Origin of the sequence: Eubacterium ruminantium, assembly GCF_900167085.1 — a bacterium.
Lineage (GTDB): Bacteria > Bacillota > Clostridia > Lachnospirales > Lachnospiraceae > Eubacterium_Q > Eubacterium_Q ruminantium.
The window spans coordinates 74494-100698 of sequence record NZ_FUXA01000003.1 but is presented as its reverse complement, the minus strand read 5'-3'; the positions used below and the strand labels follow the sequence as shown (position 1 = coordinate 100698).

The following is a 26205-nucleotide window of genomic DNA, read 5'->3' as shown; positions in this document are numbered from 1 at the left end:
TTGACGCCTATAAAATATATAAAGAATTAAATATTTAAAGGAGATTATATTATGAGAAAACCAGTTGTACTTATGGTTCTTGACGGATACGGTCTGTCAGATAATCATGAATCAAATGCAGTTTACATGGCAAACACTCCTGTTATGGACCGCCTTATGGCTGAGTGCCCATTCCAGAAGGGTTATGCTTCAGGTCTTGCTGTTGGACTTCCTGACGGACAGATGGGTAATTCCGAAGTAGGACATATGAATATCGGTTCGGGAAGAATCATTTACCAGGATCTTACACTTATCACAAAGTATATCGAGGACGGCGTTTTCTTTGAAAATGAAGAATTAAATGAAGCAATCGATAACTGTGTAAAGAACAACAGTGATCTTCACGTTTGGGGACTTCTTTCGGATGGTGGTGTACACAGCCACAACAGCCATCTTTATGCAATTCTTGAGTTATGTAAGAAGAAGAACTTCGAGAGAGTATATGTTCATCCATTCTTCGACGGAAGAGATACACCACCTGCTTCAGGTAAGGATTATCTTCAGGAACTCGTTGATAAGATTGCTGAGATCGGTGTTGGTAAGGTTGCATCTCTTTCAGGACGTTATTATGCAATGGATAGAGATAATAACTGGGACCGTGTACAGAAGGCTTATGACAGCCTCGTAACAGGTGAAGGCAATAAGGCAACAGATCCTATAAAGGCTATGCAGGAATCATATGATAATGGTGTAACAGATGAGTTCGTTATCCCAACAGTTATCACAGATGAGAACGGTGCTCCACTTTCGGTAGTTAAGCCAAATGATTCTGTTATCTTCTTCAACTTCAGACCTGACCGTGCAAGAGAGATAACAAAGGCATTCTGCTTCTCAGATGAAGATATCGCTGCTCAGCCTGGTGATGCTTCTGACTCTAAGTCTATTAAGTCACTTAAGAGAGCAAATGGTTATATGCCACTTACATTTGTATGCTTCAAGGATTATGATGAGACAATTCCTAATAAGAAGGTTGCATTCAAGAAGATGGAGATCAAGAATACATTTGGTGAATATCTTGCAGCTAATGGTCTCAGACAGCTTAGAATCGCTGAAACAGAGAAGTATGCTCACGTAACATTCTTCTTCAACGGTGGTATTGAAGAGCCGAATAAAGATGAAATCAGAACACTCGTTAATTCACCTGCAGTTGCAACATACGATCTTCAGCCTGAAATGAGTGCTCCTGAAGTTTGTGAGAAGCTTGTAGCAGCTATCAATCGTGATGAGTTTGATGTTATCGTTATTAACTTTGCTAACCCTGACATGGTTGGACATACAGGAGTTCTCAGTGCAGCTATAGCAGCAGTTGAAAGAATAGATAAGTGTGTAGGAGCTGTTTGTGATGCGGTTAAGGAAAAGAACGGAGTTATGTTCCTTTGTGCAGATCACGGAAATGCAGAGCAGATGGTTGATTACGTAACAGGTAATCCACATACAGCACATACAACAAATCCTGTTCCATTCATCCTTTATAATTATGATGAGAATTATACACTTAAGGAAGGCGGAAGACTTTGCGATATCGCACCTACACTTCTTGAAGTTATGGGACTTCCAAAGCCTGAAGAAATGACAGGTGAGTCACTTCTTGTTAAGAAGAACTAATTAAATATTTAGTCATATATCGGATACCGGCACAAAAAAACTGTGCCGGTATTCTTAAGTTATTCATACAATGTATGGAAATGATTTCGGGAGTATGATATTATATGCTGGTATTCGGTAATAAAACGAGGTTTTTTGATCTTATGAATAATGGTCGTCAGCATTTTGCTGATTTCTTAGGGAGGTACGCTTATGTCAGAAGAATACAGTGTTTCTTTGACTGATTTCATAAAGAAATTAAATTTAAAAAATTATACTCCGGAAATTGATACGGACAAAATAATGATAACAGATCCTGATATTAACAGACCGGCTCTTCAGCTGGCAGGATTTTTCGAGCATTTTGATACTGCAAGAGTGCAGATTTGCGGAAATGTTGAGCATGCATATCTCGCGGATATGCATACCAGAGAGGAAAATATAGAGATATTTGATAAACTCTTCAGTTTCCCTATTCCATGCCTTGTATTCTGTAGAAATATCGAACCATATGATTTCATTATTGAAGCAGGTAAGAAGCACGGAATTCCTGTTCTTTCAAGCGGTTCGGCAACATCAGCATTCGTTCATGAATCTGTTAGATGGCTTCATGAGGAACTTGCTCCGAGAATTTCAATTCATGCAGTTTTGGTAGACGTTTTCGGTGAAGGTGTTCTTATTATGGGAGACAGCGGTATCGGTAAAAGTGAGGCTGCTCTCGAACTTATCAAGAGAGGTCACAGACTTGTTGCGGATGATGTTGTTGAGATTAAGAAGATCAGTGATGATCAGCTTATAGGACAGTCTCCTGAGATAACAAGACATTTTATCGAACTTAGAGGTATCGGTATTATAGATGTTAAGACTATGTTCGGTGTTGAATGTGTTAAGCTTTCACAGGAAATCGACCTTGTTATAAAACTTGAAGAGTGGAATAAGGATGCAAATTATGACAGACTCGGACTTGAAGACAGCTATGTGGAATTCCTTGGCAACAAGATCACAAAGCATTCAATTCCTATCAGACCGGGCCGAAACCTTGCTATCATAGTTGAGTCTGCAGCGGTTAACCACAGACAAAAGAAGATGGGCTACAATGCGGCTCAGGAATTTTACAAGAGAGTTACAGAAAATCTTGCAAAAAATTCTCAGTAATCTTTACCGGTTACAGAGCAAACGGAACATAAATTCATTTTAAATAAATAATTAATTGGAGGACAGAATAATGGCTAAGTATGTATTTGGTGTTGATATCGGAGGAACGACAGTAAAGATTGGGCTTTTCTCAGTAGAAGGAAAGCTTTTAGACAAGTGGGAAATCACCACCAGAACAGATGAGGGAGGAAAATACATCCTTGGGGATATAGCTGAATCTGTTGCAAATAAGATAAATGAAAAGAATATTGATAAGTCGGATGTAGCCGGAATAGGAATGGGTGTTCCGGGACCTGTTAAGGATGACGGAACAGTTATAAAATGCGTTAACCTCGGTTGGGGTATCTTCAATGTTGCTGAAGAACTCGGAAAACTTACAGGACTTCCTGTAAAAGCCGGAAATGACGCAAATATGGCTGCCCTGGGTGAAATGTGGCAGGGTGGCGGAAAAGGCCATGATAATATTGTTATGGTTACTCTCGGAACCGGTGTTGGCGGCGGAATCATCATCAATGGTAAAATGATTTCCGGTGTTAACGGAGCAGGCGGTGAGATAGGTCATATGACTATCGATACTGAAGAGACAGAGTGCTGCAACTGCGGTAAGAAGGGATGTCTTGAGCAGTATGCATCAGCAACAGGTATCGTAAGAATGGCTAAGATCGCTCTTAATAAGAGTGACAGACCATCAAAGCTTCGTGATGTTCAGTATATTTCTGCTAAAGAGATCTTTGATCAGGCAAAGACAGGCGATGAACTTGCTATGGAACTTGTTGATGAACTCGGTGATAAACTCGGCATCGCTCTTGCACAGGTTTCTTGCGTTGTGGATCCTGAAGTATTTGTTATCGGCGGCGGAGTTTCAAAAGCAGGAGATATTCTTATAGATGCAGTTAAGAAAGCATATCAGAAATATGCATTCCATGCTTGCAGAAGTACAGCATTTGAACTTGCTACTTTAGGAAATGATGCAGGTATGTATGGCGGAGCTTATCTTGCTACAAAATAGTTGAGAGGATTATTTCATAATGATAGAGCTTTTTGATGAACCTATGTGTGATCATACAACCTTCAGGGTTGGAGGAAAGGCTAAAAGATTTCTTGTCCCTGAATCGGCTGATGACATCATAGATGCAGTAAAAGAACTTGAAGAGAAGAAAGAAGAATACATTGTTATCGGAAACGGAAGTAATCTTCTTGTATCGGATGAAGGTTTCGACGGAACGGTAATTCTTATTTCTGATAAAATGAATAAGATAACCGTCGAAGGAAATTCGATATATGCGGAAGCGGGAGCTATGCTTTCGGCTGTTGCAAGAGTTGCGAAAGAGAATAGTCTTTCGGGCTTTGAATTTGCATCAGGTATTCCGGGAACTGTCGGCGGCGCCATATTCATGAATGCAGGGGCCTATGACGGTGAGATGAAACAGGTTGTTAATTATGTCGATGTCATCGAAAACGGTATTTTAAAAAAAATGACCTGTGATGAGATGGACTTTGGATATAGACACAGTATTGTTATGGAGAAATCCATGATAGTTGTGGGAACATGTATTGATCTTGTCCATGGCGACGAAGATGCCATTAAGGATAAGATGAAAGATTTAAATAAGAGAAGAGTAGAGAAGCAGCCGCTGGAATATCCAAGTGCCGGTTCGACATTTAAGAGACCGGAAGGATATTTTGCAGGAAAACTGATACAGGACAGCGGTCTTGCGGGTTATAGTGTCGGAGGAGCTATGGTTTCTCCGAAACATTGTGGGTTTGTTGTTAATTATAACAATGCGACAGCTAAAGATATTTACAGACTTATTGAAGATGTAACAAGGATTGTATATGAGAAATATTCAGTCAAGCTTGAACCTGAAGTAAGACTGATAGGGGTGTTTTAGATTTTTTCATAACGAGGTGTTCATATGAGATTTGTCATTGTAACAGGAATGAGTGGAGCAGGAAAAACGACTGCACTCCGAACATTTGAAGATTTTGGGTATTTCTGCGTAGATAATCTTCCGGTACAGCTTATTGAAAACTTTGCCGAGATAGTAGCGGATAAAAGTTTTGACCACGATAAAATCGCCCTTGGTATTGATGCCAGAAACGGGGTTGCTTTGGATGAGCTTTCCGATGTTCTCAGAAAACTTAAAATGAATAAGTTTAACTATGAGATAATGTTCCTTGATGCAAATGATCAGGCACTCCTAAAAAGATACAAAGAAACAAGACGCGAGCATCCTCTTTCACCGAAAGGAATGGTTGAGGACGGTATCAGTCTTGAAAGAAAAAAGATTAAATTTTTAAGAGAAACAGCGGACTATGTTATTGATACAAGCATGCTTCTTTCAAGAGAATTAAAGCATGAGATAGAATCTATATATCAAAAAGATAAGATATACAATAATATGGTCATTAATATAATGTCATTCGGATATAAATTCGGTATTCCTCAGGAAGCCGACTATGTTATGGATGCGAGATTTCTTCCGAATCCATATTATGATACAGAACTTAGACCTAAAACGGGAAATGATAAAGAGATACAGGAATATGTAATGTCAGACGGTAAAGGCGAAAAATTCCTGGACATGATTGTTCAGTTAGTCGATTTTACCGTTCCGGAACTTATAGAGAAAGATGGACGTCATAGACTTGTTATTGCCATTGGTTGTACAGGCGGACGTCACAGATCCGTGACTATTGCAAATCTTCTTGGTGAAAAGCTGAGAGAACTTCCGTATTCTATTCATATATATCATAGAGATATAGCGAATGATAAATACGTTAAGGGAGAAGTATAAATGTCCTTTTCATCAGACCTTAAGACAGAATTGTCCGAAATATATGTCCATGCAGCACATTGCAGGATAGCTGAACTGTCCGCACTTACAAGTCTGTTGGGCAAATACAGTGATGAAAATATAATTATAAAGTCGGAAAAAGAGCAGTGCATTGCCAAAATTTCCAGATTGATCAGAAAAACTTTTGACAACAGCGAAAAAATGATGTATACATCTATCTGTAGCGGTCAGAATGTAATAAAGATAGAAAAATCCCTTGCAAATGAGATGATTTCGACATTGAAATTATCAATAAAAGGGGAAGAAATATATTCCGACGATCAGGTTTTTGAGAAGACCTGTTGCAAAAGAGCATTTATCAGAGGTGCATTTTTAGCTGTTGGTTCTATATCTTCACCGGAGAAAAAACATCATTTTGAGATGGATTATTCCGATGACTTAAGGGCAGAGCAGATAATAAAAATAATAAAAGTATTTGACATATACCCTAAAGTTGTGGTAAGAAGAAACAGTTATGTTGTATATCTCAAAGACGGGGATGAGATAGCAAATATATTAAGTGTGATCGAAGCACCAAATGCTTTGATGACATTTGAGAATTTCAGAATTGTGAAGGATATCAGGAATTCGATCAACCGTGAAGTCAACTGTGAGACAGCCAATATCAGTAAGATTGCAGGCGCGTCGGTTAAGCAGATTGAGGATATTGAATTCATTGATAAACTTAAGGGGAGAGATTTCCTAACGGATTCGCTTAGGGAAGTAGCAGATATTAGGGTTGAGAATCCACTTCTTTCATTGAAAGAACTTGGGGAGATGATGAATCCTCCAATTGGGAAATCAGGTGTAAATCACAGACTTAGACGTATCAGTATTTTAGCTGATAAACTTAGAGAAGAACTGTGATAGTATTTTTACAAAGAGAGGGAAACAAGAAGATGACTACAGCAAAATTTACGGTTAGTTTACCAAATTATGTTGAAGCAAGACCTGTTGCTGAAATCGTTCAGACAGCAAGTCAGTATGAGAGTACAATTTACCTTATTTCAGGTACAAAGAAGATCAATGCGAAGAGTATCATGGGAATGATGAGCCTTGGACTCCACAATAATGAGGAGTTATGTATCGAGGCTGATGGTTCGGATGAGCAGCAGGCAGTTGATGCTGTTATCAGATATATGAGTACAGTTGCATAATTTTTTTGCTCGATTTTCTAATATAACAAGTCATATGCTTTATTGCATATGACTTTTTTTTGTGTTACAATAAAATATACTTGTGGTGTCCCGGATTAGAGGGACATTGCGTATAAAATCAGGAGAATTACTTAGAATACGGAGGGGAATGTAATGGGTTTTTTCAGTAATCTTAAAGAGAAAATTCCTTTTATTTCGAATATCGGCAAGAAGAGGTCTAACAAAAGTAGTACCGAACTTCAGTATGATAAGGCAATGAGTCTTATGGAGAATGCCAACGGTCTTGAAGCTGTTGAGATTCTTGAGAAGATCGCCGATATTGGAATCATGGACGAAAATTATAAACAGCTCGGAACAGACTGTCTTAAAATTCTTGGTGAATTTTACGAGACCGGTAAGTATAGTAATTCGACTACCGATAAAGATCTCAGTAAAGCCGCAGGCTATTATGAGAAATTCACTAATATGACCAATGACGGCGAGATGATTTACAAAGTTGCTAAGATGCATCTTGAGACACAGAATTTTGCTAAGGCGATAACATTCTTCCAGAAAGCAGCTGAGAAGGGAATTAAGCCGGCATACATGAATCTTGGTTCCATATATGAAAATGGTCTTTCAAGAGTTGATCAGTATGGAAATAAAAGTGAAAATGTTATTCCTGTAGATCTTGATAAAGCGATGCTCTGGTACAGAAGACTTGCTGATATGGGTGATGATAAGGCTCAGGCAGCATATGATAGAGTTGATTATGCATCAAAGCATACAGACAGTATCGAGTTCGAAGAGAAAGATAAGATCTATTCTGAAATTTCTGAGAAGCGTAAGGAAAAGGGTAAGGAGCCTAGATTCAAGGCTATCGATCCTGCTAAGCTTCAGTACCAGTATACTTATGTACATAACCAGATTGATGGTTATATCCACAAGCTTCCAAAAGACTGGGTTAAGACAATCAATGAAGAAACAGATGAAGAGTATTATGCTCCGAATATGACATATAAGGATTTCGAGATGTATGTATCTTATGACAGTATCCCTCGTGATTCCAAGAAAACTCTTGAGAATTACCTCAGATATTGTAATGATGCTTTCGATGAAGAGCTTCAGCTTAAGTCATATATCACAGAGTATGCAGACGGTATATGTACAACCTTCTATCATAAGGGAATGAATAAAGGTATCGTTACATTTGCTTTCTATCAGGGAAGACGTCTTGCATGTATGAGATTTGTCTGCGCTACAATGGAGATCATTGAGCAGTACGAAGAGATCATTTTCGAGACAGCAAACTCGTTTGCATTTGTAAATCCTACACGAGTAAGTGATCAGAGTCTTAACCGTAAGGATAATCAGTACTACAGTGAAGCAATTTACTGTTACTACCTTGAAGACTATGAAGGAGCCATGACAGCTGCTAAGCAGGCACTTAAGCTTGGTTCTATCAAAGCAAGTTATCTTCTTATAGATCTTTATTACGATGAAGATTCTCCATATCGTGATATCGAGAAGACTATAAGTTATGCTAAACAGCTCTTTGATGCAACGAAAGATCCGGATCTTGCATTCCTTATGGGAAATATTTACGACCAGCAGCTTAAGGATTACATGAAAGCTCTTAACTGGTATGAGAATGCTGAGAGACTTGGCAACAGAAGAGTTCCATTCTATCTTGGTAGATTTTATTACTATGGTCTCCTTAGAACACAGAGAGATGGTATAAAGGCTCTCAAGTACTTTAAGCAGGCCAGAGATAATGGTATACGTGAAGCAGAACCATATATCAAGGATATTGAAGAACTTAAGGGTGAAGATCTTCAGGCTTCTGTTGAGAAGTGGGAGAGAGCGGTTGCTGCAGGAAGCGGCGCTACAGCACTTAAGGTTGCTCTTATGAAGCAGAGTCAGATATTCTATATCGCAACTAAGTACGATATTGAGAAAGCTTTCCTTGAGGCACTTGGTCTCGGAAGTACACAGGCTGCTTATGAGCTTGGTAAGATTTATCAGGTAAATGAAGCTGATCCTGCATATAAGGGTGAGATGCAGTCACTTAAGTACTTTGAGAAAGCATATGATCAGCACTATGACGGATTTGATAAAGAAAATCTTTTCAAGGTTATCGAATATAAGAGAAGCAAAGGAATCACAGATGAGCAGGCTGTTAATCTCTATCTTGAGAATGCGGCTATGGCTTATGTACCTGCGGTTGATAAGCTTCTTGAGATGGTTAAATATGTTACACCTGCAATTCAGCAGCTCTATGATGTACTCATGGAGACAGCGGAAACAGGTGATGATTCAGCAATCATTTCTATGAACAAACTCGAGAAAGCATTCCCTGAACTTGTTATCAAGGAATCAGGAGATGGAGAGAAAGTAATCGAGAATAAGTTCTTCAGACTTATTGTTCCTAGAGAATGTTCAGCTACTATCAATGATGACGGTGGTACAATTAAGATTGCGGATTCGGTTATCGAATTTGCTGTTGCAGAACTTCCTGTAAAGGTTGCTTCTGAAGATGATTATCTTAAGATCTACAAACTTATCATTTCTGAGTATCTTCCAATCGAAGAAGCAGAGATCATCATTGCTAACAGCCGAATGATCGGTTCAGGAATCAGAGAGACAAAGAAAGAAGTACATTCATTCAGCATACTTCTTATAAGCTCTAAGAACCAGTATATGTTTAAGCTGAGTTCAAGAGACAGACGTCAGCTCCTTCAGTTCAAGGATGAGGTAACAAAGATTGCTAAGTCGCTTGTCGAATCAGGAGAGATTTATGTCGATACAGAAGGAACACGTAAGAATATCGGTCTCGGTGTTCTCCTCCGTTCAAGTGAGGGTGGATTCCTTTCAATCGGTAAGAGCGAATAATTAAATATTTCTTCGGGGCAACGTGTGATTCGTGACCGGTGGTAACCAGTGAGAATTAGAAATTAAAAAGCTGGAAGCCCACGAGCTTTAATTAGCTGATCTGGTGAGATTCCAGAGCCGACAGTATAGTCTGGATGGAAGAGGAAAAAGATTATATGATCTAAGCGGCATTAGAAAATGTTTGCTTATTGATAATGCTATTTTCAGCCCCGGTATTTTTACCGGGGCTTATATCATGTTAAAAGGATGGATTTTTAGAAATGGCCTACGAGAAAAAATATATGGAAAGAGCTATAGAGCTTGCCAGACTTGGTATAGGTGCTGTAAATCCAAACCCTCTTGTGGGCGCGGTCATTGTTAAAAACGGCAAGATCATAGGCGAAGGTTATCATAGAAAATATGGTGATCTTCATGCAGAAAGAGATGCCTTTAAAAATCTTACGGAGAGTGCAGAGGGGGCTGAGATGTATGTTACACTTGAACCTTGTTGCCATCACGGCAAGCAGCCTCCGTGTGTTGAAGCCATCATTGAACATAAGATAAAAAGAGTATACGTGGGATCGGATGATCCTAATCCACTGGTGGCAGGGAAAGGTATCTGGTTTCTGAGAAGCCATAATATTGAAGTTGTAACTCATGTTATGAAGGAAGAATGCGACAAGCTTAATGATGTATTTTTCCATTTTATAACTCACAAAAAGCCATATGTCGTTATGAAATATGCTATGACGATGGATGGTAAGATAGCGACAGAAAGAGGTCTCAGTAAGTGGATCTCAGGTGAAGAATCAAGATATATGGTTCATCAGTTTAGAAATGAATTTTCGGCTATTATGGTTGGAATAGGTACTGTTCTTAAGGATGATCCAATGCTTAACTGCCGTATCGAGGACGGAAGAAATCCAATAAGGATAGTTTGCGATAGTCATTTAAGGATACCTATGAGCAGTTATCTTGTTGAGTCGGCTTCAGAGATAAGAACGTTTGTTGCAGCCATTGAAGAAAATGGAGAGACAAATGCGGAAAAGATCAAAAAGCTTGCTGAAAAAAAAGTTGGTGTTCTTCTTATCAAGGAGAAGAATGGTCATATAGATTTGGTAGATCTGATGGAAAAGTTGGGCATGATGAAGATAGACAGCATCATGGTCGAAGGCGGAGGATCACTTAACTGGAATATCCTTAAAGAAAATCTTGTAAATGAGCTCAGGGTATTTATCGCGCCGAAGATATTCGGTGGAGATGTTGCTCTAACTCCGGTTGGCGGAGATGGAGTTCCGTTCCCTGATGATGCATTTAAGTTTGATATTATTGAGCAAAAAATAGTCGGCAAGGATATTTATATCAGAATGTGCAGAAGAAAGGAATCATAGAGATGTTTACCGGATTGATAGAAGAGATAGGGTGTGTCAGGAAGATAACCCACGGTGCTGCATCTGCAGTCCTTCATATAAAGGCATATAAGATCATGGATGATGTGAAAGTTGGCGACAGCATAGCTGTAAATGGAGTCTGTCTTACTGCTACAAGTGTGACATCTGATGGATTTACTGCTGATGTGATGGCTGAAACATTGAGAAGATCAAGTCTTGGAAAGTTAAGTCCCGGAAGTTATGTTAACCTTGAAAGAGCCATGGCTGCTAACGGAAGGTTTGGAGGACATATTGTTTCGGGACATATAGACGGAACAGGCACCATAAGATCGTTTGAAAAAGAAGATAATGCCATTTGGGTAACCATTGAGGCTGATAAGAATATACTTAGATTTATTGTTGAAAAAGGCAGTATTACTATAGATGGTATAAGCCTGACTGTTGCATATGTGGATAATGAATGCTTTAAAGTATCCATAATTCCTCATACCAGCAGTGAAACCACACTTACAGATAAAAAGGTGAAAGATATAGTTAACCTTGAAAATGACATAGTCGGAAAATACGTTGAGAAACTTCTGGGCATCGATAGCGGTGTTAAGAAGGTTGACGATAAAAAATCCAGCGGAACACTTAATATGGATATACTGACCAGAAATGGTTTTTTATAGAGGGAGGACAAGATGGAAGAGTTTAATACTATTGAGGAGATACTTGAGGATATTCGTGTGGGTAAGCCTGTAGTGATCCTTGATGATGAAGGCAGAGAGAATGAAGGAGACATAATTTTTGCTGCTGAACATGCTACAACTGAGAATGTGAATTTCATGGCTAAATATGCCAGAGGACTTATATGCATGCCTATGGATAAAGAGTATGCGGATAAGTTTAATCTTCCTCAGATGACATTAACAAATACAGATAATCATTGCACAGCATTTACTATTTCAGTCGATCATGTTGATACAACAACAGGTATTTCCGCTGAAGAAAGAGGATATACAGCAAGAAAGTTTGTAGATGATGATGCGAAGCCTGAAGATTTCAGAAGACCGGGACATATGTTTCCGCTCACTGCTGTTGAAGGCGGCGTAATAATGAGAAATGGTCATACAGAAGCTACTGTTGATCTTGTAAAGCTTGCAGGACTTAAGCCGGTTGGACTTTGCTGCGAGATTATGAGAGATGACGGAATGATGGCTCGTAAAGAAGACCTTCTTGCATTTGCAAAGGAACATGGACTTAAGATTTCAACTATTGAGAAGCTTGTAAGATATCGTAAAGAAAGAGAAGTTTTCGTAGAGTGCGTAGCGAAAGCAAAGCTTCCTACAAGATACGGCGAATTCACAATGCATGGATATGTAAATAAGATCAATGGTGAGCATCATGTAGCCCTTACTATGGGAGACATTGCAGATGGTGAGCCTGTACTTTGCAGAGTTCATTCAGAGTGCCTTACAGGAGATGCATTTGGTTCAGCAAGATGTGACTGTGGAGAACAGCTTGATGCGGCTATGAAAATGATTGCTAAAGAAGGCCGCGGAGTACTTCTTTATATGCGTCAGGAAGGTCGTGGAATCGGTCTTATTAATAAGATCAGAGCATATGCCCTTCAGGATCAGGGACTTGATACAGTTGAGGCTAATCTTAAGCTTGGCTTCCCTGAAGATGCAAGAGACTATACTACAGGAACTCAGATACTTGTGGATCTCGGAGTTCATAAGTTAAGACTTCTGACCAATAATCCGCTTAAGATTTACGGACTCAAAGGATTTAATCTTGATATAGTTGAGAGAGTTCCTATCGAAATCGAACCACAGACATTTGACAGATTCTATCTTAAAACTAAAAAAGATAAGATGGGTCATATGTTAAATGATGTATAAAACGGGTATTTTTTAATTTATAAATGAATCATTATTGGATAGGAAAAAATATTTGGATTCATAATAGAATGATCAATTATTTGAAAATAAATGGAGGAATATAAAAATGAAAAAGATTGAAGGAAAAGTTGTTGCAGAAGGAATGAAGGTTGGCATTGTTGCCGCAAGATTTAATGAATTTATAGTTTCCAAGCTTGTAAGTGGTGCTGTTGACGGACTTGTTAGACATGATGTAAATGAAGATGATATAACACTCGCATGGGTACCAGGCGCATTTGAAATTCCTCTTATCGCAAAGAAGATGGCTAAGTCAGGAAAGTATGATGCAGTTATCTGCCTCGGAACAGTTATCAGAGGACAGACAAGTCACTATGATTATGTATGTAATGAAGTTTCAAAGGGGATTGCTCAGGTTTCTCTTGAATCAGAAATTCCTGTAATGTTCGGAATCCTTACAACAGAGAATATTGAGCAGGCAGTAGAAAGAGCCGGAACAAAGGCAGGAAATAAGGGCTATGATTGCGCTCTCGGTGCTATAGAGATGGTTAATCTTATGAGGGAAATGAATTAGTAATGACAAGTAATGATAATACAAAAGTATTATTTTTTGATATTGATGGAACGTTGATAACCGGTGACAGCAGGATGATATTTCCGGAAAGTGCGAAGGAAGCTATAAAACGCACAAGAGAGAAAGGAAATCTTGTATTCATCAATTCCGGAAGGGTTAAATGCAATATAGATGAATTTATACTTTCTGCAGGATTTGATGGTCTTATCTGTGGATGCGGCAGTAATATTATCCTTTTTGATAAGAAAACCGGGGAGAAGAAAGAACTTCTTCACAAGGAATGTTCCAAAGAAAGATGTTATGATATAGCTCTCAAATGCAGAGAATATGGAATGTATTCGCTTTTTGAGTATAGAGATTATACATGCATTGATAAGGAGAATATACTTCCGGAGGCCGACGGCCTTATTGACCGTTTTAAAAATTCAGGCTACAGATTTATTGATGACATAGATGATAAGGATTTTAGATTTGATAAATTTGCAGGCTGGTACCTTGATGGAAGCGATATAGAAGGATTTAAGAAATATACTTCGTCCGAATTTACTTATATCGACCGTGAAGGAAACTTTTTTGAGATGGAACCAAAGGGATATTCCAAGGCCACAGGTATTAAGTTTGTTCTTGACTATTTCAACTTGCCGCTTCATAATGCTTATGTATTCGGCGATGGTAATAATGACCTTGAAATGCTAAATCTTGTTAAGAACAGTATTGTTCCGAAAGCAGGTAGTGAGCTTGCACTTCAGGCAGCGAGTTATATTACCGACGACGTAATTGATGATGGTATTTATAATGCCATGAAACATTTTGAACTTATATAAATGGAGACGGACAATTGAAGGAAGACGATATAAGAAGGCTGGAACCTGATCGTAGTGATGATAATGATTATGATAACGAGAAGATCAGCAACAGTAATAATTTAATACAGATGATCTATCAGGCAATTGCGCAGCCGAAGGGATATAGAGACTTCCTGGACCTAAGTAAGCGTAGATTCAAAAGATTTATTATTATAATAGTTTTTATGGTCGCGCTTATGCTTATGGGACTCAATATCATAATATTCATTTTAAATGTTGGTGGTTTCAAAAATTTCTTTGAAAAAAAGATGCCGGAATTTGTGGTGAAAAATGACCAGATCGTTTCGGAAGGAACCTTTGATATAAGGATGGGAGAATTCAGGATTTATTTTGATACTACTGAAGACTCGGTTCCGATAAGCAAACTTAAAGATGGATATACCTATATTACCATAGGTAAAAGCAAGATCCGTGTTATGAATCAGGGAACAAACGGAAGATATTACAGTTCATTTGCTTGGAATGTATCGGAAATATTTGCAAATGGAACGAATAATAATACCTTTGTGCAGGCAACACCATTTGTATATATAGGACTGATATTAGCATTCATAATAAGAATGGGGCTGGTATTTCTTAAATACTGGATTTTAGCATTCTTCTACGGATTTTATGCAAAGGGATTAAATGCAGTTACAGGAAATATCCACACGGAGCAGGAGATTACGAGAATATGTCTGGTTTCTCAGACACTTGGTATTCTTCTCGTAAATCTGAATCATGCATTAAATGCTCCGTTGCCACCGCTTTTAGTAAGTTTTATAGGTATATTCCTGACATTTAGAAGAATCAGCGCTTATTTCTCGAACTATATCGGAGATAAGGAACTGAATGCCTAGAATTTATAATGATTTGAAAAAGTTTTTGATCTCTTCATCTGACATTGAAGAAAGTGATGAATTCTGATAAATCGAATTATTCGTAACCTCTCTGCCGAAATAAGCAGGGGGGTTATATTTTTGCGCGGATTCAATGTCCGGAAATTCAACTTCGGCATAGATAAGTCCGTCAAACTTTTCCTTAAATATATCCAGTTCGATGGTGAGACCGTCTTTCTCCGGAATCTTATAGCGGATCTTGGAGATGACATTCCCATCAACCTTCTTTGAAAGATTCTCAAACTGCTCAGCGGTTATTTCTGTTTCGAATTCTTCCCTTGCAAGAAGACCTTGGGATTTAACAGTAAGGATATATCTATCGTCGCTTCTTCGGATACGAATAACAGGTGATGTGGATATATAGCCCTGGGAAATAATATGATGAGGGTATGACTCAAAATTTACCGGCAGGTTTTTAACAAGAAATTTACGTTCGATTTCCATATATATATTCTCCTTTATGATTGATTAATAAGTAAATTAATACTTGGTTAATTCTTCTGTGTGTTATATAATCCTTTACAGTGCCGGACAGGCAAAACCGTAAAAACTTATTAGCTACAATGTAATAATTATATTGGCTTAAAAGGTAAAAGACAATATAAGAAAACAAGCATGTAAGATAAATACATAGAGCAAATGTATAAACAAATATGAATCAAATATTTGAAGCAAAAATATAAAGCAAAAATATAAAGCGAAAATATAAAACAAAAATATAAAACAAAAATATAAAGTAAATGTATAAAGCGAATATATAAAGAAAATGTATTAAATAGGAGGGACGAGTATGAGTAAAGTTTATATTCTTGTTGCAGACGGATTTGAAGAGATTGAAGGTCTTACAGTAGTGGATCTTCTTAGGAGAGCAAAAGTAGATATAAAAATGGTATCTATCAAAGATACAAAAGATATTTTAGGTTCACATAATATTGAATTAAAGACTGATCTTGTAATAAATGATATTATCGGTGAAGATGGAGCAGATCTTGCTGATATGCTCGTTCTTCCGGGTGGAAATATCGGAACAAATAATCTTAAAAAGAGTAATGAAGTTGATCAGCTTATCAGAAAATATAATGAGGCCGGAAAGTACCTTGCAGCGGTTTGTGCTGCACCAACAGTTTATGGAGAAAAAGGACTTTTAAATGGCAAGAATGCAACTTGCTATCCGGGACTTGAAAAAGGACTTGTAGGTGCTTGCCCAAAAACTGACAGTGTAGTTGTTGACGGACAATTCATTACAAGCAGAGGCCTTGGAACATCAATTGATTTTGCGCTAAAGATTATCGAAGTGCTTATTTCTAAAGATAAGGCCATTGAGATCGGTAAGCAGGTAGTATATCTTGATTAATGACCAAGATAATCATTATTGATTACCATGATAGTTATGATCAGTAACTGTAATGACGAGTAACCGGGATGGTCAATATTAATAACCGGAATGGCTAGTAACTGTGATGACCATGACTAATAACAGGAATGACTAATAACCGGAATGATCAGTAATGTAATAACTAATGACCGAAATACAATAAATATAATAAATCCCTGGAAGCAATTCCTCGGAATTAAAAGAAAAAGATAGCAGGAGATTTAAACAAAATGAAGAATATGACTGTTGAAGAGATTCTTAAAGCTGTAAACGGAAGACTTCTGGGTGCTGAAGAAGGAAGCAGCGAATATAAAGATATATTAGCTATTTCCGTTGATGACATAAGCATGAACAGTAGGGAAGCCGGAGAAAGGGATATATTTGTACCTTTGGTTGGGACAAACGTAGACGCCCACAGATTTATAGACGGCGCTCTCGAAAAGGCGAATGTAACATTTACAGACAGAGAACTTTCTACATATATTCCGGGTAAGGCTTACATCAAGGTTGAGAATACTATTAAAGCATTACAGATGCTCGGGGGATATATCAGAAAAAAATACGATAAGACAGTCATAGCTGTTACAGGTAGTGTCGGAAAAACAACAACAAGAGAGATGATAACAGCTGCTTTATCAGCAGAGAATAAGGTTTATCATACTGAGAAAAATTTCAATTCCGAGACAGGAGCACCAATAACACTTTTCAAGATGCTCGATAATCCATCGGATTTAGCTGTATTGGAACTTGGTATAAGTGATTTTGGAGAAATGGATGACCTTGCAGAAATCGCACTTCCTGATATTGCTGTTGTCACAGTCATTGGAGATGCTCATCAGCAGTTCTTCAAGACCAGAGAGAATACAAGAACAGAAAAGCTTAAGATAGCTTCACGAATGGATAATGATGGTGTTATTTTCTTAAATGCCGATGATCCGCTTCTTCTTGATGTAAAAGGCAAAATGCCTGTTAAGCAGATTTATTACGGAACAACAGAAGATGCAGAAATAAGAGCAGTTGACATAACACAGACTAAGGCGGGAACATCATTTACATATATTCATGGTGATAAGAAAGTTCCTATTAAGATTCCTGTATTTGGAAAGCATAATGTTATCGATGCAACAGTTGCCATGGGGCTGGCAGATCATCTCGGCTTTGATCTTTCAAAGGCGGCTGAATCACTTTCGAAATTTGAAGGACAGCGACAGAGAGTAGTAAAGGCAAAGACCGGTTTTACTATCATTGATGATACATATAATGCGAGCCCTGACTCAATGAAGGCTGCATTAGAGGTGTTGAAGAATCATGAAACTTCCGGAAGAAGAGTTGCAGTACTCGGTGATATGTTTGAACTCGGAGATAATACTGCAGAACTTCATGCAGGCGTGGGAAGATTTATCGTAAATAATAATATCGATATACTTGTTACAGTTGGAGATCTTTCAAAGAATATAGCAAATGCAGCAAGTGAAGACAAAAATATTGAAATTCACTGCCTGAAGACAATAGAAGAAGCAATAGAATATCTGCAGAATAATCTTTTTGACGGAGATACAGTATTATTAAAGGCATCAAATGGTATGCATTTCAAAGACATTGTAAAAGAAATTGAAGAATAATAGATATGCATTTTGTGCATAATGTCTATAATTGTCAGAATATTTAGTTTAAAAGTGTGTAAAAAAGAGAAAATTTCATAAAGTATTGCATAAATATTAAAAAAAGTTTAAAATTATTCCCGTATTTGTATAATAATAATCAACGTGGTTTACATAACTAAAGTTTTACATTAATGGAGGGAAAATCTAATGGCAGTTAAGAAGACTAGCGCAAAGGACCTCGCAGCCAAAGCAGCAGCAGCTAAAGTGGCAGCTGAGGAGAAGAAGGACGATGTAGTAAAAACAGTTAAGACAGTTGCAAAGAAGGACGAAACAAAAGTTGAAGCTCCTAAGAAAGAAGTTGTAGCAGAAGTTAAAGCTGAACCAAAGACAGCTGAAAAGAAACCAGCTGAAAAGAAAACTGCCGAGAAGAAGGCGCCTGCTAAGAAGGCTGTAGCAAAGAAAGCTGAGCCTAAGAAGGCTGTAGCAAAGAAAGCTGAACCAAAGGCAGCTGAAGTAAAGACAGAAGAGAAGAAGGCACCTGCAAAGAAAGCAGCAGCTAAGAAGACAGCTGAGAAGAAGGAAGCTGTTAAGAAAACAGTAGCTAAGAAGGCTGAGACAGTTAAGGCTGCAGTAAAGGCTGAGGCTAAGAAGGTAACAGCTAAGGTTGCTGAGAAGAAAGCAGCAGTTAAGAAGACTGCATCAAAGACAAAGGTTACACTTTGCATTCAGTATCAGGGAAGAGATTTCACAGATGAAGAGATCGTTGCAAAAGCACTTGCAGCAGCTGATAAGAAGTCTATAAAGGATCTTAATGTATATTATCAGCCTGAAACAGGTAAGGTTTATTATACAGCTGATGATATCAAGGGAGATTTTGATCTGTAAATTAAACTATACTGAATAGTTATATAAATTATATTATAGCCTGAAAATGGTTTATCTAACTGTTTTCGGGCTATAGTATTATCAGGGTTTTTTCGATTTAATGTGCGGGGATTTACAATGGATAGACTTAAGAAAGTGTTCTTGATCATCGTGGAAATACTTCTTGTGGCAGGATTCATATTTGCTGTTATGATTTACATTTTTCCGGATGTTTTTTCCAAAAAGAAAGATAAAAATGATAAGGCTTACGACAGTTCAGTTGTTGAAGTGATAAGTACGGAAGGAACTACCGAGGAAACTACAGAAGGAACTACCGAAGAAACTATCGAAGGCAATGACTCTTCCGGTGATAAAAATGGATTATCATCTGAGGATAAAGATATTACAACAGAAGAATTGATCGAAGAAACATATGAAGATAATGATGCACCATTTTTCTTATCATTTGATTCATCTCCTGTTATTGAAGTGGGAGACAATTTCGATATAGATGATCATGTCGGATATGCGGATGACGTTGACAGAGATGTTGATATAAAGATTGTCGGAGAATTTGATAATTTGGTCGAAGGAGTATATCCTTTGGAAATCGTTATAACAGATGATGCGGGCCATAGCTCATCCGAGACAATGGAGCTTAATGTTGTTTCGAGTATTACTGAAGATGAAAATGTATATAGCGGTTATCAGGAGGAGTTTTCTGATTTTATAAATGATTACAAAACCGATAATAGTGCTGTTGGAATAGATATTTCCAGATGGCAGGATGCTGTTGATTTTGATGCTGTAAAAGCAGCAGGATGTGAATTTGTTTATATAAGACTCGGTGGATATGATGACGGCGAATTATATACCGACAGATATTATATCGGAAATATAGCCGGTGCAAAGGCAGCCGGGCTTAAGGTGGGTGTGTACTGGCATGCTGAAGAGAAAAATGCAGAAGAAATCAGAAATAGCGTTGATTATCTTGTGACAGTTCTTGGTGATGATGAACTGAATCTGCCGATAGCATATGACTGGGAAGATTTTTATGACTTCGAAAGATATGACATGAATATCCATGACATAAATACTAACTTTAAATTATTTGCAAAAGAACTGGAAAATAGGGGCTATGAAGCCTGCCTTTACGGAAGCAAATATTATCTTGAAAGTATCTGGAAATATAATGATGATCAGCCGGTATGGCTTGCGCATTATACATCCGAAACATCATATTCAGGACACTTTTTTATGTGGCAGCATGGATGTACGGGACGTATTGATGGAATAGACGGAGATGTGGATCTGAATATTCTTTACAAAGATAAATATGAAATGAAGTGATATAATTCTTGTCTTGTGATTTTATTGGTCAAATTATACTAAAATCGTGTCTAAAATTGGTTATATTATTTGACATTGGGGGTAATTACATAGTAGAATATAGATTGGAATCGCTGTAGCAAATCTTGTATTTGATCAGGGGGAGGTTATAAGTGGAAAGGGAGAATTCTTTTCAAAAAAATGCCAAGATAGTCATGTATATGCTTGGCGTGTTTTTTCTGGTAAGCCAGTTGATGATAATATTTTCCGATAATGTATATAAGTCGGGAGCTTTAAAATTTTTTGAGTTTTTAAGTCATCTTTCTGGAATTCTTTGTGTAGCATTTATCGGTTACTTATTTTTTACAAATCATGAAGAGAAAGAAGTTTATAGTACATATGCAATAGGCATATATTCATTGATGAGTGCAATTAATTGCATTTCACTTTTAATTCTTTATATCGGACGTATAAAGAATACCGGAGGCAGATTCGCAGGAGTATTAGCACTGACTGTTGGTGTTGTACTTGCATTGATATTTATGGGAGTATCATTTGTCTGGTACGGTATGGACAGGATAACATGTGTTATTCCACTTCTTGTATCATGTATTGCTCCTGTATTTCGTTACATCGTACTTATGAGAATAGACAAGAATATGCTCAAGTATACTCCGAATATCGTTAAGGAATCAGCAATGACTGTAGCGGTATTTATCGAGATGCTGTTTGCGGTTTTATTCTTTGTCAGCGTTGTTATTATTCAGGATTACAGATTTATTGTTGAACTTAAAGAAAATCCAAAGAAGATTTTCACTAAAGACTGCCTGGTAGGAACATATAAAAATCTTTATGAGGAAGTCGAGAAGAATTATGTTTCTTATGAAAATGGAAATGGCCTCAGAGATGTTTCTCAGAAGATTGAAGTTGATGAAAAGATAATTAAAGACAGTAATGAAGAGGCTGATATAGATTCTTCATCTGATGAAGAAGTTGAAAGTCTCGTTAATCTAGTAGCTGCAGCTGTCAGAGATGAGAAGAATGGTAGACCTATTAACCGTAAGGTGGCTGAGGAAAAACCAAAATATTCTCTCAAGGGTGATGACAGCGTTTCAAAACTACTGAAAGAATCTATCGATGAAGTAAGAGGACCGGTAAAGGACGAAGAGCCTGCCGATATCTCAATCGATGATTTATTATCATCAGAAAGAATGTCATTCAGTGACAGACTTTTCTCAGATGATGCACCATTATCACAGATAAATGGTGAAAATAAATCCGATGCTTCTGCAAAGGATGAAGCAGAAAAGACAAGCATTGAAGAGAATAACATTGAAGAGAATAACATTGAAGAGAAAGAGACAGATAATACAAATGTTAATTTCGTAATGGTAGAACCGGTTGCATCGGAAACCCAGGTTGAAACTGTAGTTACTGATAATTCGGCTGAATCAATTAGTTCATCAGATTTGGTTGAAGATTTATCAGATCTTCTTGATGCTGAAGACAGTATTTCTGATTCAACAAGCGGTGAAGATCAGGTTTCATATAATGCTGATGATGCATGGGCGAAAATTATGGAAGAAGCCCAGAAGCTTTATGAAGAAAAATACAAAATGGCTGATTCGGATACTTCAGATGCTAGTATTGATGAAATGGCAGAAAATATTGTTAAAGAAGTTCTCGGAGAATCTTTATCAGAATCTGCAGAGGTTACTGATAACTCTGAAGTAATAGTAGACGAGGTAGAAAAAACTGCCGAGTCAGAAGTGATAGTAGACAAAACAGAAGAAACAGAAGAAACTACTTCTGTAGACAATAGATTTTATGATATGGAAGCCAGAGTCTTCAATCTTTCATTTGATAAATTCGCTATCGACTACGTATATAGCAGAGAAGAAGATAATAGACAGTTTGACAGAATTGTTGATATCGTCAAATTTATGAGTGATGAGGATAAGATCAAGATAGCTCATAAACTCAATGGATTTATTTATTATAATTATAATCAGATTCTTAAAGATAAGTTTGATAAAACCGGAAGCCTCATAGATTATACGATTATGATATCATGTCTTGAATCATTTAAGCCTGATGAAATACCGGTCAATAAGATTCCGGTTGGGGTTCAGAAAAAGATAATCATGTGTTATGATGGCTTTTTCCCTGATGATTATATGAAGATAACATTTGATGGACTAAGACAAAGAAAGAGAGATTTTTATCAGGAGGTTGAAAAACTGTATACCCAGGCGGGAAATGTTCTCTTAATACCGAACAGTCTTGGAAATCAGTTCTTAAGTGCTAATTTTGTTGTAATGCTTCTCATGGCATCTCTTGGTGGAAAGTATGATAAAGCACTCAAAATGATAAAGAATCTTAGAAATGAATGTCTTAACTATTTATCTACAGATGATATTCAGGATGATATGTTTGTTTTAAAACTTTCTAATTTCTAAATAAAATAATTGTGTTAGTTCCCCGTTATATTAATGCTTTGAAGAGTTTTGTTGATAGGCTGGATAACGGGGAACTTTTAAGTCAGAGATTAATTGGTTAGCCGGATTATTAGAAATAATATATCGGTTAACCGATTATATATATAAAAAGTAAAGGTTAAAGGTGAAAAAAATGAGAAAAAAGGATTTGAGGAAAAGGGTGCTGACAGGTACTGTTGCAGCGGCAACTGTGATCGGTAGTGTATTTGGAAATTCTGTAAGTACAGTACATGCTGAAGAAGCAGAAGTAGCAACTGAAGAAGTAGCAACTGAAGAAACAGCAGCTGAAGAAACAGCAGCTGAAGAAATAGCAGCTGAAGAAACAGCAGCTGAAGAAGCAACAAACGAATCTGGGGACGAGGATGAAGAAGTATATACTGCATCAGAACAGCAAAGTGAAGATTCTATTAATGATGAAACTATCATAGAAACTTCTGAAGAAAATGCTCAGGAAGAAGCAGATCAAACAGAAAATACAGATGATAATTTATCAGGTGTTAGAAAGGGCGGAGAACCTGTAAAGGCAACTGATATACAGATTGATGATGAGGCTGAAGTTGATACAAGAAATACAATTACTGCAGATTTAGTATGGGTAAACAAAAGGCCTTTTCCTAATGTGGGCGATGTAGCGGAATTAAGAGTTGATACCATAGGAGAAAATAATCTTAAATATCAATGGATGTACAGTAAAGATGGTGGAGCAACCTGGGATTATAGTACGTGTCAGGGTAATAAGACAAACTCAATTAAGGTTATAGTTAAATGCGCCTATGATAAGGAAATAAAATATAGATGTAAAGTATATAATTCGAATGAAGCTGTTTATACACGAGGAATGTCGATTAGCGGAAGCAGCCTTATAGGAGGTGGGGCTAATTATGGTATAGAACACCCTTCGGGTGTAAAATCTCATATTAAATTAGAAGTTGATGTACCGGAAGAAACTAAATACGAGTGGCAAGTAAGTAAAGATGACGGAAAAACATGGAAAAAGAGTAAATATAAACATGTATTAGAAGAAGATACAAGTTTTGGTGGAGATGCGCTATGTTGTATTGAGTATGTTATGAGAACAGATATGGACGGATGGGAATATCGTCTTAAAGCTACAAGAAATAGAGTAACGGAGTATTCGAAGCCATATAAGTTGAAATTACTTAAGCGAAAAGTATTCGGTACCGGGGCAGAATTCTATGGTGATTATATTAGTTTGAGCATAGACGGATCATATGGAGATGAGTTTTCACATGTTATTTGGCAATATTTTGATGGAAAAAAATGGGTTAACAGTAAGATAAAACCAGATTTCGATAACGGGCGTACCATTGAAATTTTAGCAACGTCAAAAAATAATGGAAAAAAATATAGAGCAGTAGTAGTTATGAAGAATGGTACAAAGCATTATGATGCCGAAGCATATACATTAAAAACACAATCTAATGTAATCAGCCAGCCTGTTTCAAAAACAACTCAGGCCGGGAAAACGGTTAATTTCAGTGTTAAAGTCGGGGGACGGGAAGCTAAATGTCAGTGGCAGGTAAGTAAAGATAACGGAAAAACTTGGGTTAATAGTAATGCGGCTTATAATAAAGATACAAAAGTCTCAATTAAAGCAGAAAAAAGAATGAATGGATTTTTGTATAGATGTGCTGTGAAAAATGGAGATATTACAACATATTCTAAACCGGCAAATTTAACTGTTAAATAGTTGACATTTAGTGAAGGAGTTATATATGTATAGAAAAAGTATTAAAAAAAGAATAGTTTCAAAAGCTATTATTACAGCATTAATGGTTGGATGTGTATTTAGTAATCCTCTTAATTATGTTTCTGCCGAAGAAGCCGGAACTGAAGGAGTAACCGAAGAAACCTCGGAGGAAGTTATAAATGATACCTCAGAAGAAATAAATGAAGAAAATACGTATAATGAAGTATCAGAAGAAATTAGTGAGAATGTTACAGAGGATGTAACTGAAGATAATATTGAAGAGATTACAGAAGATTCAGTTGAAGTTCCCGATAGTTGTGTAAGTACAGAGAAAAAATCAGAAGCTGTAAATAATACGGAAGTTACAAATGATATATCAGAAGATAAGATCACCCAAGATGTATATGAAGAAAAAGAAAATATAGAAGTAATACCTGAAGATGAAGCAGATATTGCGAATGGTTCAAAGATTATTATAAATTCGGATAATGAATTGTTTTATGAATATGCTGCATATGGTGAAAAAGTAGTATTTACAACAGCAGCTACAGGACCGAATATAAAATATCAATGGGAAGTTAGTCACGACGATGGAAGATCATGGAGTAACAGCTCAGCAACGGGTAATAAAACAAATCGTTTGACAACATATGCAACTCCAAAGTATAAGGATCTCTATTATCGTTGCAAAGTATATAACACAACTGAGTTAGAATATACACATATATATACGATACAAAGTCATTTTGATTACTCTTCTATATCCGTGGGTGTAGTGGGCAGACCGGGAGATATTGTGCGTGCATATAATCTAGGGGTTATTGCTGATAAAACTATTTGGGAATATAGTAAAGATGGTGGCAAAACATGGCAAGTAAGTAAAAGTAAACAGGTTGATGAAGAGGGTAAAGATGGTGGCGATCATTATATATATATAATTGTTAAAGATTATATGAACGGTTGGTTATTCAGACCTAAATATAAAAGGAACGGAATTGTTTTTTATGGTCATGACGTAGAAGTTGCCGTGAAAGATAAAAGCATCAATGCTTTTAAGAAAGATAAGATTTTTTATGGTGATAATGTTGATTTTGGCAGTAGTAGTAGAAATGTATCTAAATATGTTTGGCAAATGTATAAAAATGGTACTTGGACGAACTGTGATGATAATGATGACAATCATGATTATACGATGAGTATTCCTGCATTGCCAAAATATATTGGAGTTAAGTTTAGGAGGATTGATTATATAGAATTCGATGGTCTTAAGTCCAAGGTTGTTTCCGAGCCGTTTTCATTAGATGCTAAAGAAGTACGGGATATAATCGTTAATAATCCTGTATCGAAGTCTGTATCCGTCGGTAAAACTGTTAATTTCAATATTAAAGGTGGTGGATACAATGGTGTGACTTATCAGTGGCAGATAAGTAAGGATAATGGAAAAACCTGGAAAAATAGTGGTGCCATGGGTAGAACAACCGAACAGCTGACATTTAAGGCTGAGAAGAGAATGAATGGATTTAAGTACAGATGTATAGTTACAAATGGGGATTATAAGGCTATAAGTAACGTTGTTACACTTACCGTAAAGTAAATAAAAATTCATATCA

Annotated in this window: 22 protein-coding genes and 1 riboswitch; of the genes, 21 read left to right on the top strand and 1 reads right to left on the bottom strand. The window is 37.1% G+C overall.

Annotated elements, in window-relative coordinates; genetic code table 11:
* The first annotated feature begins 48 nt into the window (after positions 1-48).
* The 14 genes from gpmI (at position 49) to B5D25_RS00385 (ending at position 15175) form a co-directional block, all read left to right on the top strand.
* Positions 49-1644 (top strand): 2,3-bisphosphoglycerate-independent phosphoglycerate mutase, encoded by a 1596-nt coding sequence (gene gpmI, locus B5D25_RS00450; RefSeq protein WP_078785783.1) that lies wholly within the window; start codon positions 49-51, stop codon positions 1642-1644.
* Positions 1645-1836: 192 nt separating this feature from the next.
* The gene (hprK, locus tag B5D25_RS00445) at positions 1837-2778 is read left to right on the top strand and encodes an HPr(Ser) kinase/phosphatase (RefSeq protein WP_078785782.1); all 942 of its coding nucleotides are present in this window, start codon (positions 1837-1839) and stop codon (positions 2776-2778) included.
* 70 nt (positions 2779-2848) lie between these two features.
* Positions 2849-3787, top strand: coding sequence for an ROK family glucokinase (locus B5D25_RS00440; RefSeq protein ID WP_078785781.1), 939 nt, complete (start codon positions 2849-2851; stop codon positions 3785-3787).
* A 19-nt stretch (positions 3788-3806) separates the two neighbouring features.
* Positions 3807-4670 (top strand): UDP-N-acetylmuramate dehydrogenase, encoded by an 864-nt coding sequence (gene murB, locus B5D25_RS00435; RefSeq protein WP_078785780.1) that lies wholly within the window; start codon positions 3807-3809, stop codon positions 4668-4670.
* Positions 4671-4694: 24 nt separating this feature from the next.
* Entirely contained in the window at positions 4695-5576 is an 882-nt protein-coding gene (gene rapZ, locus B5D25_RS00430; protein ID WP_078785779.1) for an RNase adapter RapZ, read from the top strand.
* Positions 5577-6482 (top strand): DNA-binding protein WhiA, encoded by a 906-nt coding sequence (whiA, locus tag B5D25_RS00425; RefSeq protein WP_078785778.1) that lies wholly within the window; start codon positions 5577-5579, stop codon positions 6480-6482. It abuts the gene before it with no gap.
* Complete coding sequence (locus B5D25_RS00420) at positions 6479-6772, top strand: HPr family phosphocarrier protein (RefSeq protein ID WP_423230106.1); 294 nt, start codon at positions 6479-6481, stop codon at positions 6770-6772. Before whiA ends, B5D25_RS00420 begins: the two co-directional genes overlap by 4 nt.
* 153 nt (positions 6773-6925) lie before the next feature.
* On the top strand, positions 6926-9643 hold the full coding sequence (locus B5D25_RS00415) for a tetratricopeptide repeat protein (protein WP_078785776.1): 2718 nt from the start codon (positions 6926-6928) through the stop codon (positions 9641-9643).
* Between the two features lie 4 nt (positions 9644-9647).
* A riboswitch (FMN riboswitch) is annotated at positions 9648-9793 on the top strand.
* 110 nt (positions 9794-9903) lie between these two features.
* Positions 9904-11013, top strand: a complete 1110-nt coding sequence (ribD, locus tag B5D25_RS00410) for a bifunctional diaminohydroxyphosphoribosylaminopyrimidine deaminase/5-amino-6-(5-phosphoribosylamino)uracil reductase RibD (RefSeq protein ID WP_078785775.1) — start codon at positions 9904-9906, stop codon at positions 11011-11013.
* Between the two features lie 2 nt (positions 11014-11015).
* Entirely contained in the window at positions 11016-11684 is a 669-nt protein-coding gene (locus tag B5D25_RS00405; RefSeq protein WP_078785774.1) for a riboflavin synthase, read from the top strand.
* A 12-nt stretch (positions 11685-11696) separates the two neighbouring features.
* Positions 11697-12899: a bifunctional 3,4-dihydroxy-2-butanone-4-phosphate synthase/GTP cyclohydrolase II gene (locus B5D25_RS00400; RefSeq protein WP_078785773.1), complete on the top strand. Its 1203-nt coding sequence runs from the start codon at positions 11697-11699 to the stop codon at positions 12897-12899.
* Between the two features lie 106 nt (positions 12900-13005).
* A complete protein-coding gene (gene ribH, locus B5D25_RS00395) occupies positions 13006-13470 on the top strand; it encodes a 6,7-dimethyl-8-ribityllumazine synthase (RefSeq protein WP_078785772.1) in 465 nt (154 codons plus the stop codon).
* Between the two features lie 2 nt (positions 13471-13472).
* Positions 13473-14294 carry an HAD hydrolase family protein gene (locus B5D25_RS00390; RefSeq protein ID WP_078785771.1) on the top strand — a complete coding sequence of 274 codons (822 nt, stop codon included), beginning with the start codon at positions 13473-13475 and terminating at the stop codon, positions 14292-14294.
* Positions 14295-14308: 14 nt separating this feature from the next.
* Positions 14309-15175 (top strand): DUF1189 family protein, encoded by an 867-nt coding sequence (locus B5D25_RS00385; RefSeq protein ID WP_078785770.1) that lies wholly within the window; start codon positions 14309-14311, stop codon positions 15173-15175.
* A gap of 3 nt (positions 15176-15178) precedes the next feature.
* Here B5D25_RS00385 and B5D25_RS00380 read toward each other — a convergent pair whose 3' ends face one another.
* Positions 15179-15658: a CYTH domain-containing protein gene (locus tag B5D25_RS00380; RefSeq protein ID WP_078785769.1), complete on the bottom strand. Its 480-nt coding sequence runs from the start codon at positions 15656-15658 to the stop codon at positions 15179-15181.
* A gap of 346 nt (positions 15659-16004) precedes the next feature.
* Between B5D25_RS00380 and B5D25_RS00375 the strand changes: the two genes are divergently transcribed.
* From B5D25_RS00375 to B5D25_RS00345, 7 genes are all read left to right on the top strand, one after another.
* The gene (locus tag B5D25_RS00375; RefSeq protein ID WP_078785768.1) at positions 16005-16568 is read left to right on the top strand and encodes a DJ-1 family glyoxalase III; all 564 of its coding nucleotides are present in this window, start codon (positions 16005-16007) and stop codon (positions 16566-16568) included.
* A 251-nt stretch (positions 16569-16819) separates the two neighbouring features.
* A complete protein-coding gene (locus B5D25_RS00370) occupies positions 16820-18211 on the top strand; it encodes a UDP-N-acetylmuramoyl-tripeptide--D-alanyl-D-alanine ligase (RefSeq protein ID WP_078785767.1) in 1392 nt (463 codons plus the stop codon).
* 189 nt (positions 18212-18400) lie between these two features.
* A complete protein-coding gene (locus tag B5D25_RS12795; protein ID WP_159444039.1) occupies positions 18401-19078 on the top strand; it encodes a DUF6465 family protein in 678 nt (225 codons plus the stop codon).
* 117 nt (positions 19079-19195) lie between these two features.
* Positions 19196-20407, top strand: coding sequence for a GH25 family lysozyme (locus B5D25_RS00360; protein WP_078785766.1), 1212 nt, complete (start codon positions 19196-19198; stop codon positions 20405-20407).
* A gap of 152 nt (positions 20408-20559) precedes the next feature.
* A complete protein-coding gene (locus B5D25_RS00355) occupies positions 20560-22845 on the top strand; it encodes a ring-infected erythrocyte surface antigen domain-containing protein (RefSeq protein WP_078785765.1) in 2286 nt (761 codons plus the stop codon).
* 172 nt (positions 22846-23017) lie between these two features.
* On the top strand, positions 23018-24595 hold the full coding sequence (locus tag B5D25_RS00350) for a hypothetical protein (protein ID WP_078785764.1): 1578 nt from the start codon (positions 23018-23020) through the stop codon (positions 24593-24595).
* Positions 24596-24620: 25 nt separating this feature from the next.
* A complete protein-coding gene (locus B5D25_RS00345; RefSeq protein ID WP_078785763.1) occupies positions 24621-26189 on the top strand; it encodes an immunoglobulin domain-containing protein in 1569 nt (522 codons plus the stop codon).
* The last annotated feature ends 16 nt before the right edge of the window (positions 26190-26205 follow it).

What these genes read in the sequence shown, in the direction of transcription:
- hprK (WP_078785782.1), top strand. Translation starts at nt 1,837, where the DNA reads ATGTCAGAAGAATACAGTGTTTCTTTGACTGATTTCATAAAGAAATTA.
- whiA (WP_078785778.1), top strand. Translation starts at nt 5,577, where the DNA reads ATGTCCTTTTCATCAGACCTTAAGACAGAATTGTCCGAAATATATGTC.
- B5D25_RS00360 (WP_078785766.1), top strand. Translation starts at nt 19,196, where the DNA reads ATGGATAGACTTAAGAAAGTGTTCTTGATCATCGTGGAAATACTTCTT.
- B5D25_RS00380 (WP_078785769.1), bottom strand. Translation starts at nt 15,658, where the DNA reads ATGGAAATCGAACGTAAATTTCTTGTTAAAAACCTGCCGGTAAATTTT.
- B5D25_RS00370 (WP_078785767.1), top strand. Translation starts at nt 16,820, where the DNA reads ATGAAGAATATGACTGTTGAAGAGATTCTTAAAGCTGTAAACGGAAGA.
- ribD (WP_078785775.1), top strand. Translation starts at nt 9,904, where the DNA reads ATGGCCTACGAGAAAAAATATATGGAAAGAGCTATAGAGCTTGCCAGA.
- rapZ (WP_078785779.1), top strand. Translation starts at nt 4,695, where the DNA reads ATGAGATTTGTCATTGTAACAGGAATGAGTGGAGCAGGAAAAACGACT.
- B5D25_RS12795 (WP_159444039.1), top strand. Translation starts at nt 18,401, where the DNA reads ATGGCAGTTAAGAAGACTAGCGCAAAGGACCTCGCAGCCAAAGCAGCA.
- B5D25_RS00405 (WP_078785774.1), top strand. Translation starts at nt 11,016, where the DNA reads ATGTTTACCGGATTGATAGAAGAGATAGGGTGTGTCAGGAAGATAACC.
- B5D25_RS00350 (WP_078785764.1), top strand. Translation starts at nt 23,018, where the DNA reads ATGAGAAAAAAGGATTTGAGGAAAAGGGTGCTGACAGGTACTGTTGCA.
- B5D25_RS00345 (WP_078785763.1), top strand. Translation starts at nt 24,621, where the DNA reads ATGTATAGAAAAAGTATTAAAAAAAGAATAGTTTCAAAAGCTATTATT.
- murB (WP_078785780.1), top strand. Translation starts at nt 3,807, where the DNA reads ATGATAGAGCTTTTTGATGAACCTATGTGTGATCATACAACCTTCAGG.
- B5D25_RS00440 (WP_078785781.1), top strand. Translation starts at nt 2,849, where the DNA reads ATGGCTAAGTATGTATTTGGTGTTGATATCGGAGGAACGACAGTAAAG.
- B5D25_RS00415 (WP_078785776.1), top strand. Translation starts at nt 6,926, where the DNA reads ATGGGTTTTTTCAGTAATCTTAAAGAGAAAATTCCTTTTATTTCGAAT.
- ribH (WP_078785772.1), top strand. Translation starts at nt 13,006, where the DNA reads ATGAAAAAGATTGAAGGAAAAGTTGTTGCAGAAGGAATGAAGGTTGGC.
- B5D25_RS00390 (WP_078785771.1), top strand. Translation starts at nt 13,473, where the DNA reads ATGACAAGTAATGATAATACAAAAGTATTATTTTTTGATATTGATGGA.
- B5D25_RS00375 (WP_078785768.1), top strand. Translation starts at nt 16,005, where the DNA reads ATGAGTAAAGTTTATATTCTTGTTGCAGACGGATTTGAAGAGATTGAA.
- B5D25_RS00400 (WP_078785773.1), top strand. Translation starts at nt 11,697, where the DNA reads ATGGAAGAGTTTAATACTATTGAGGAGATACTTGAGGATATTCGTGTG.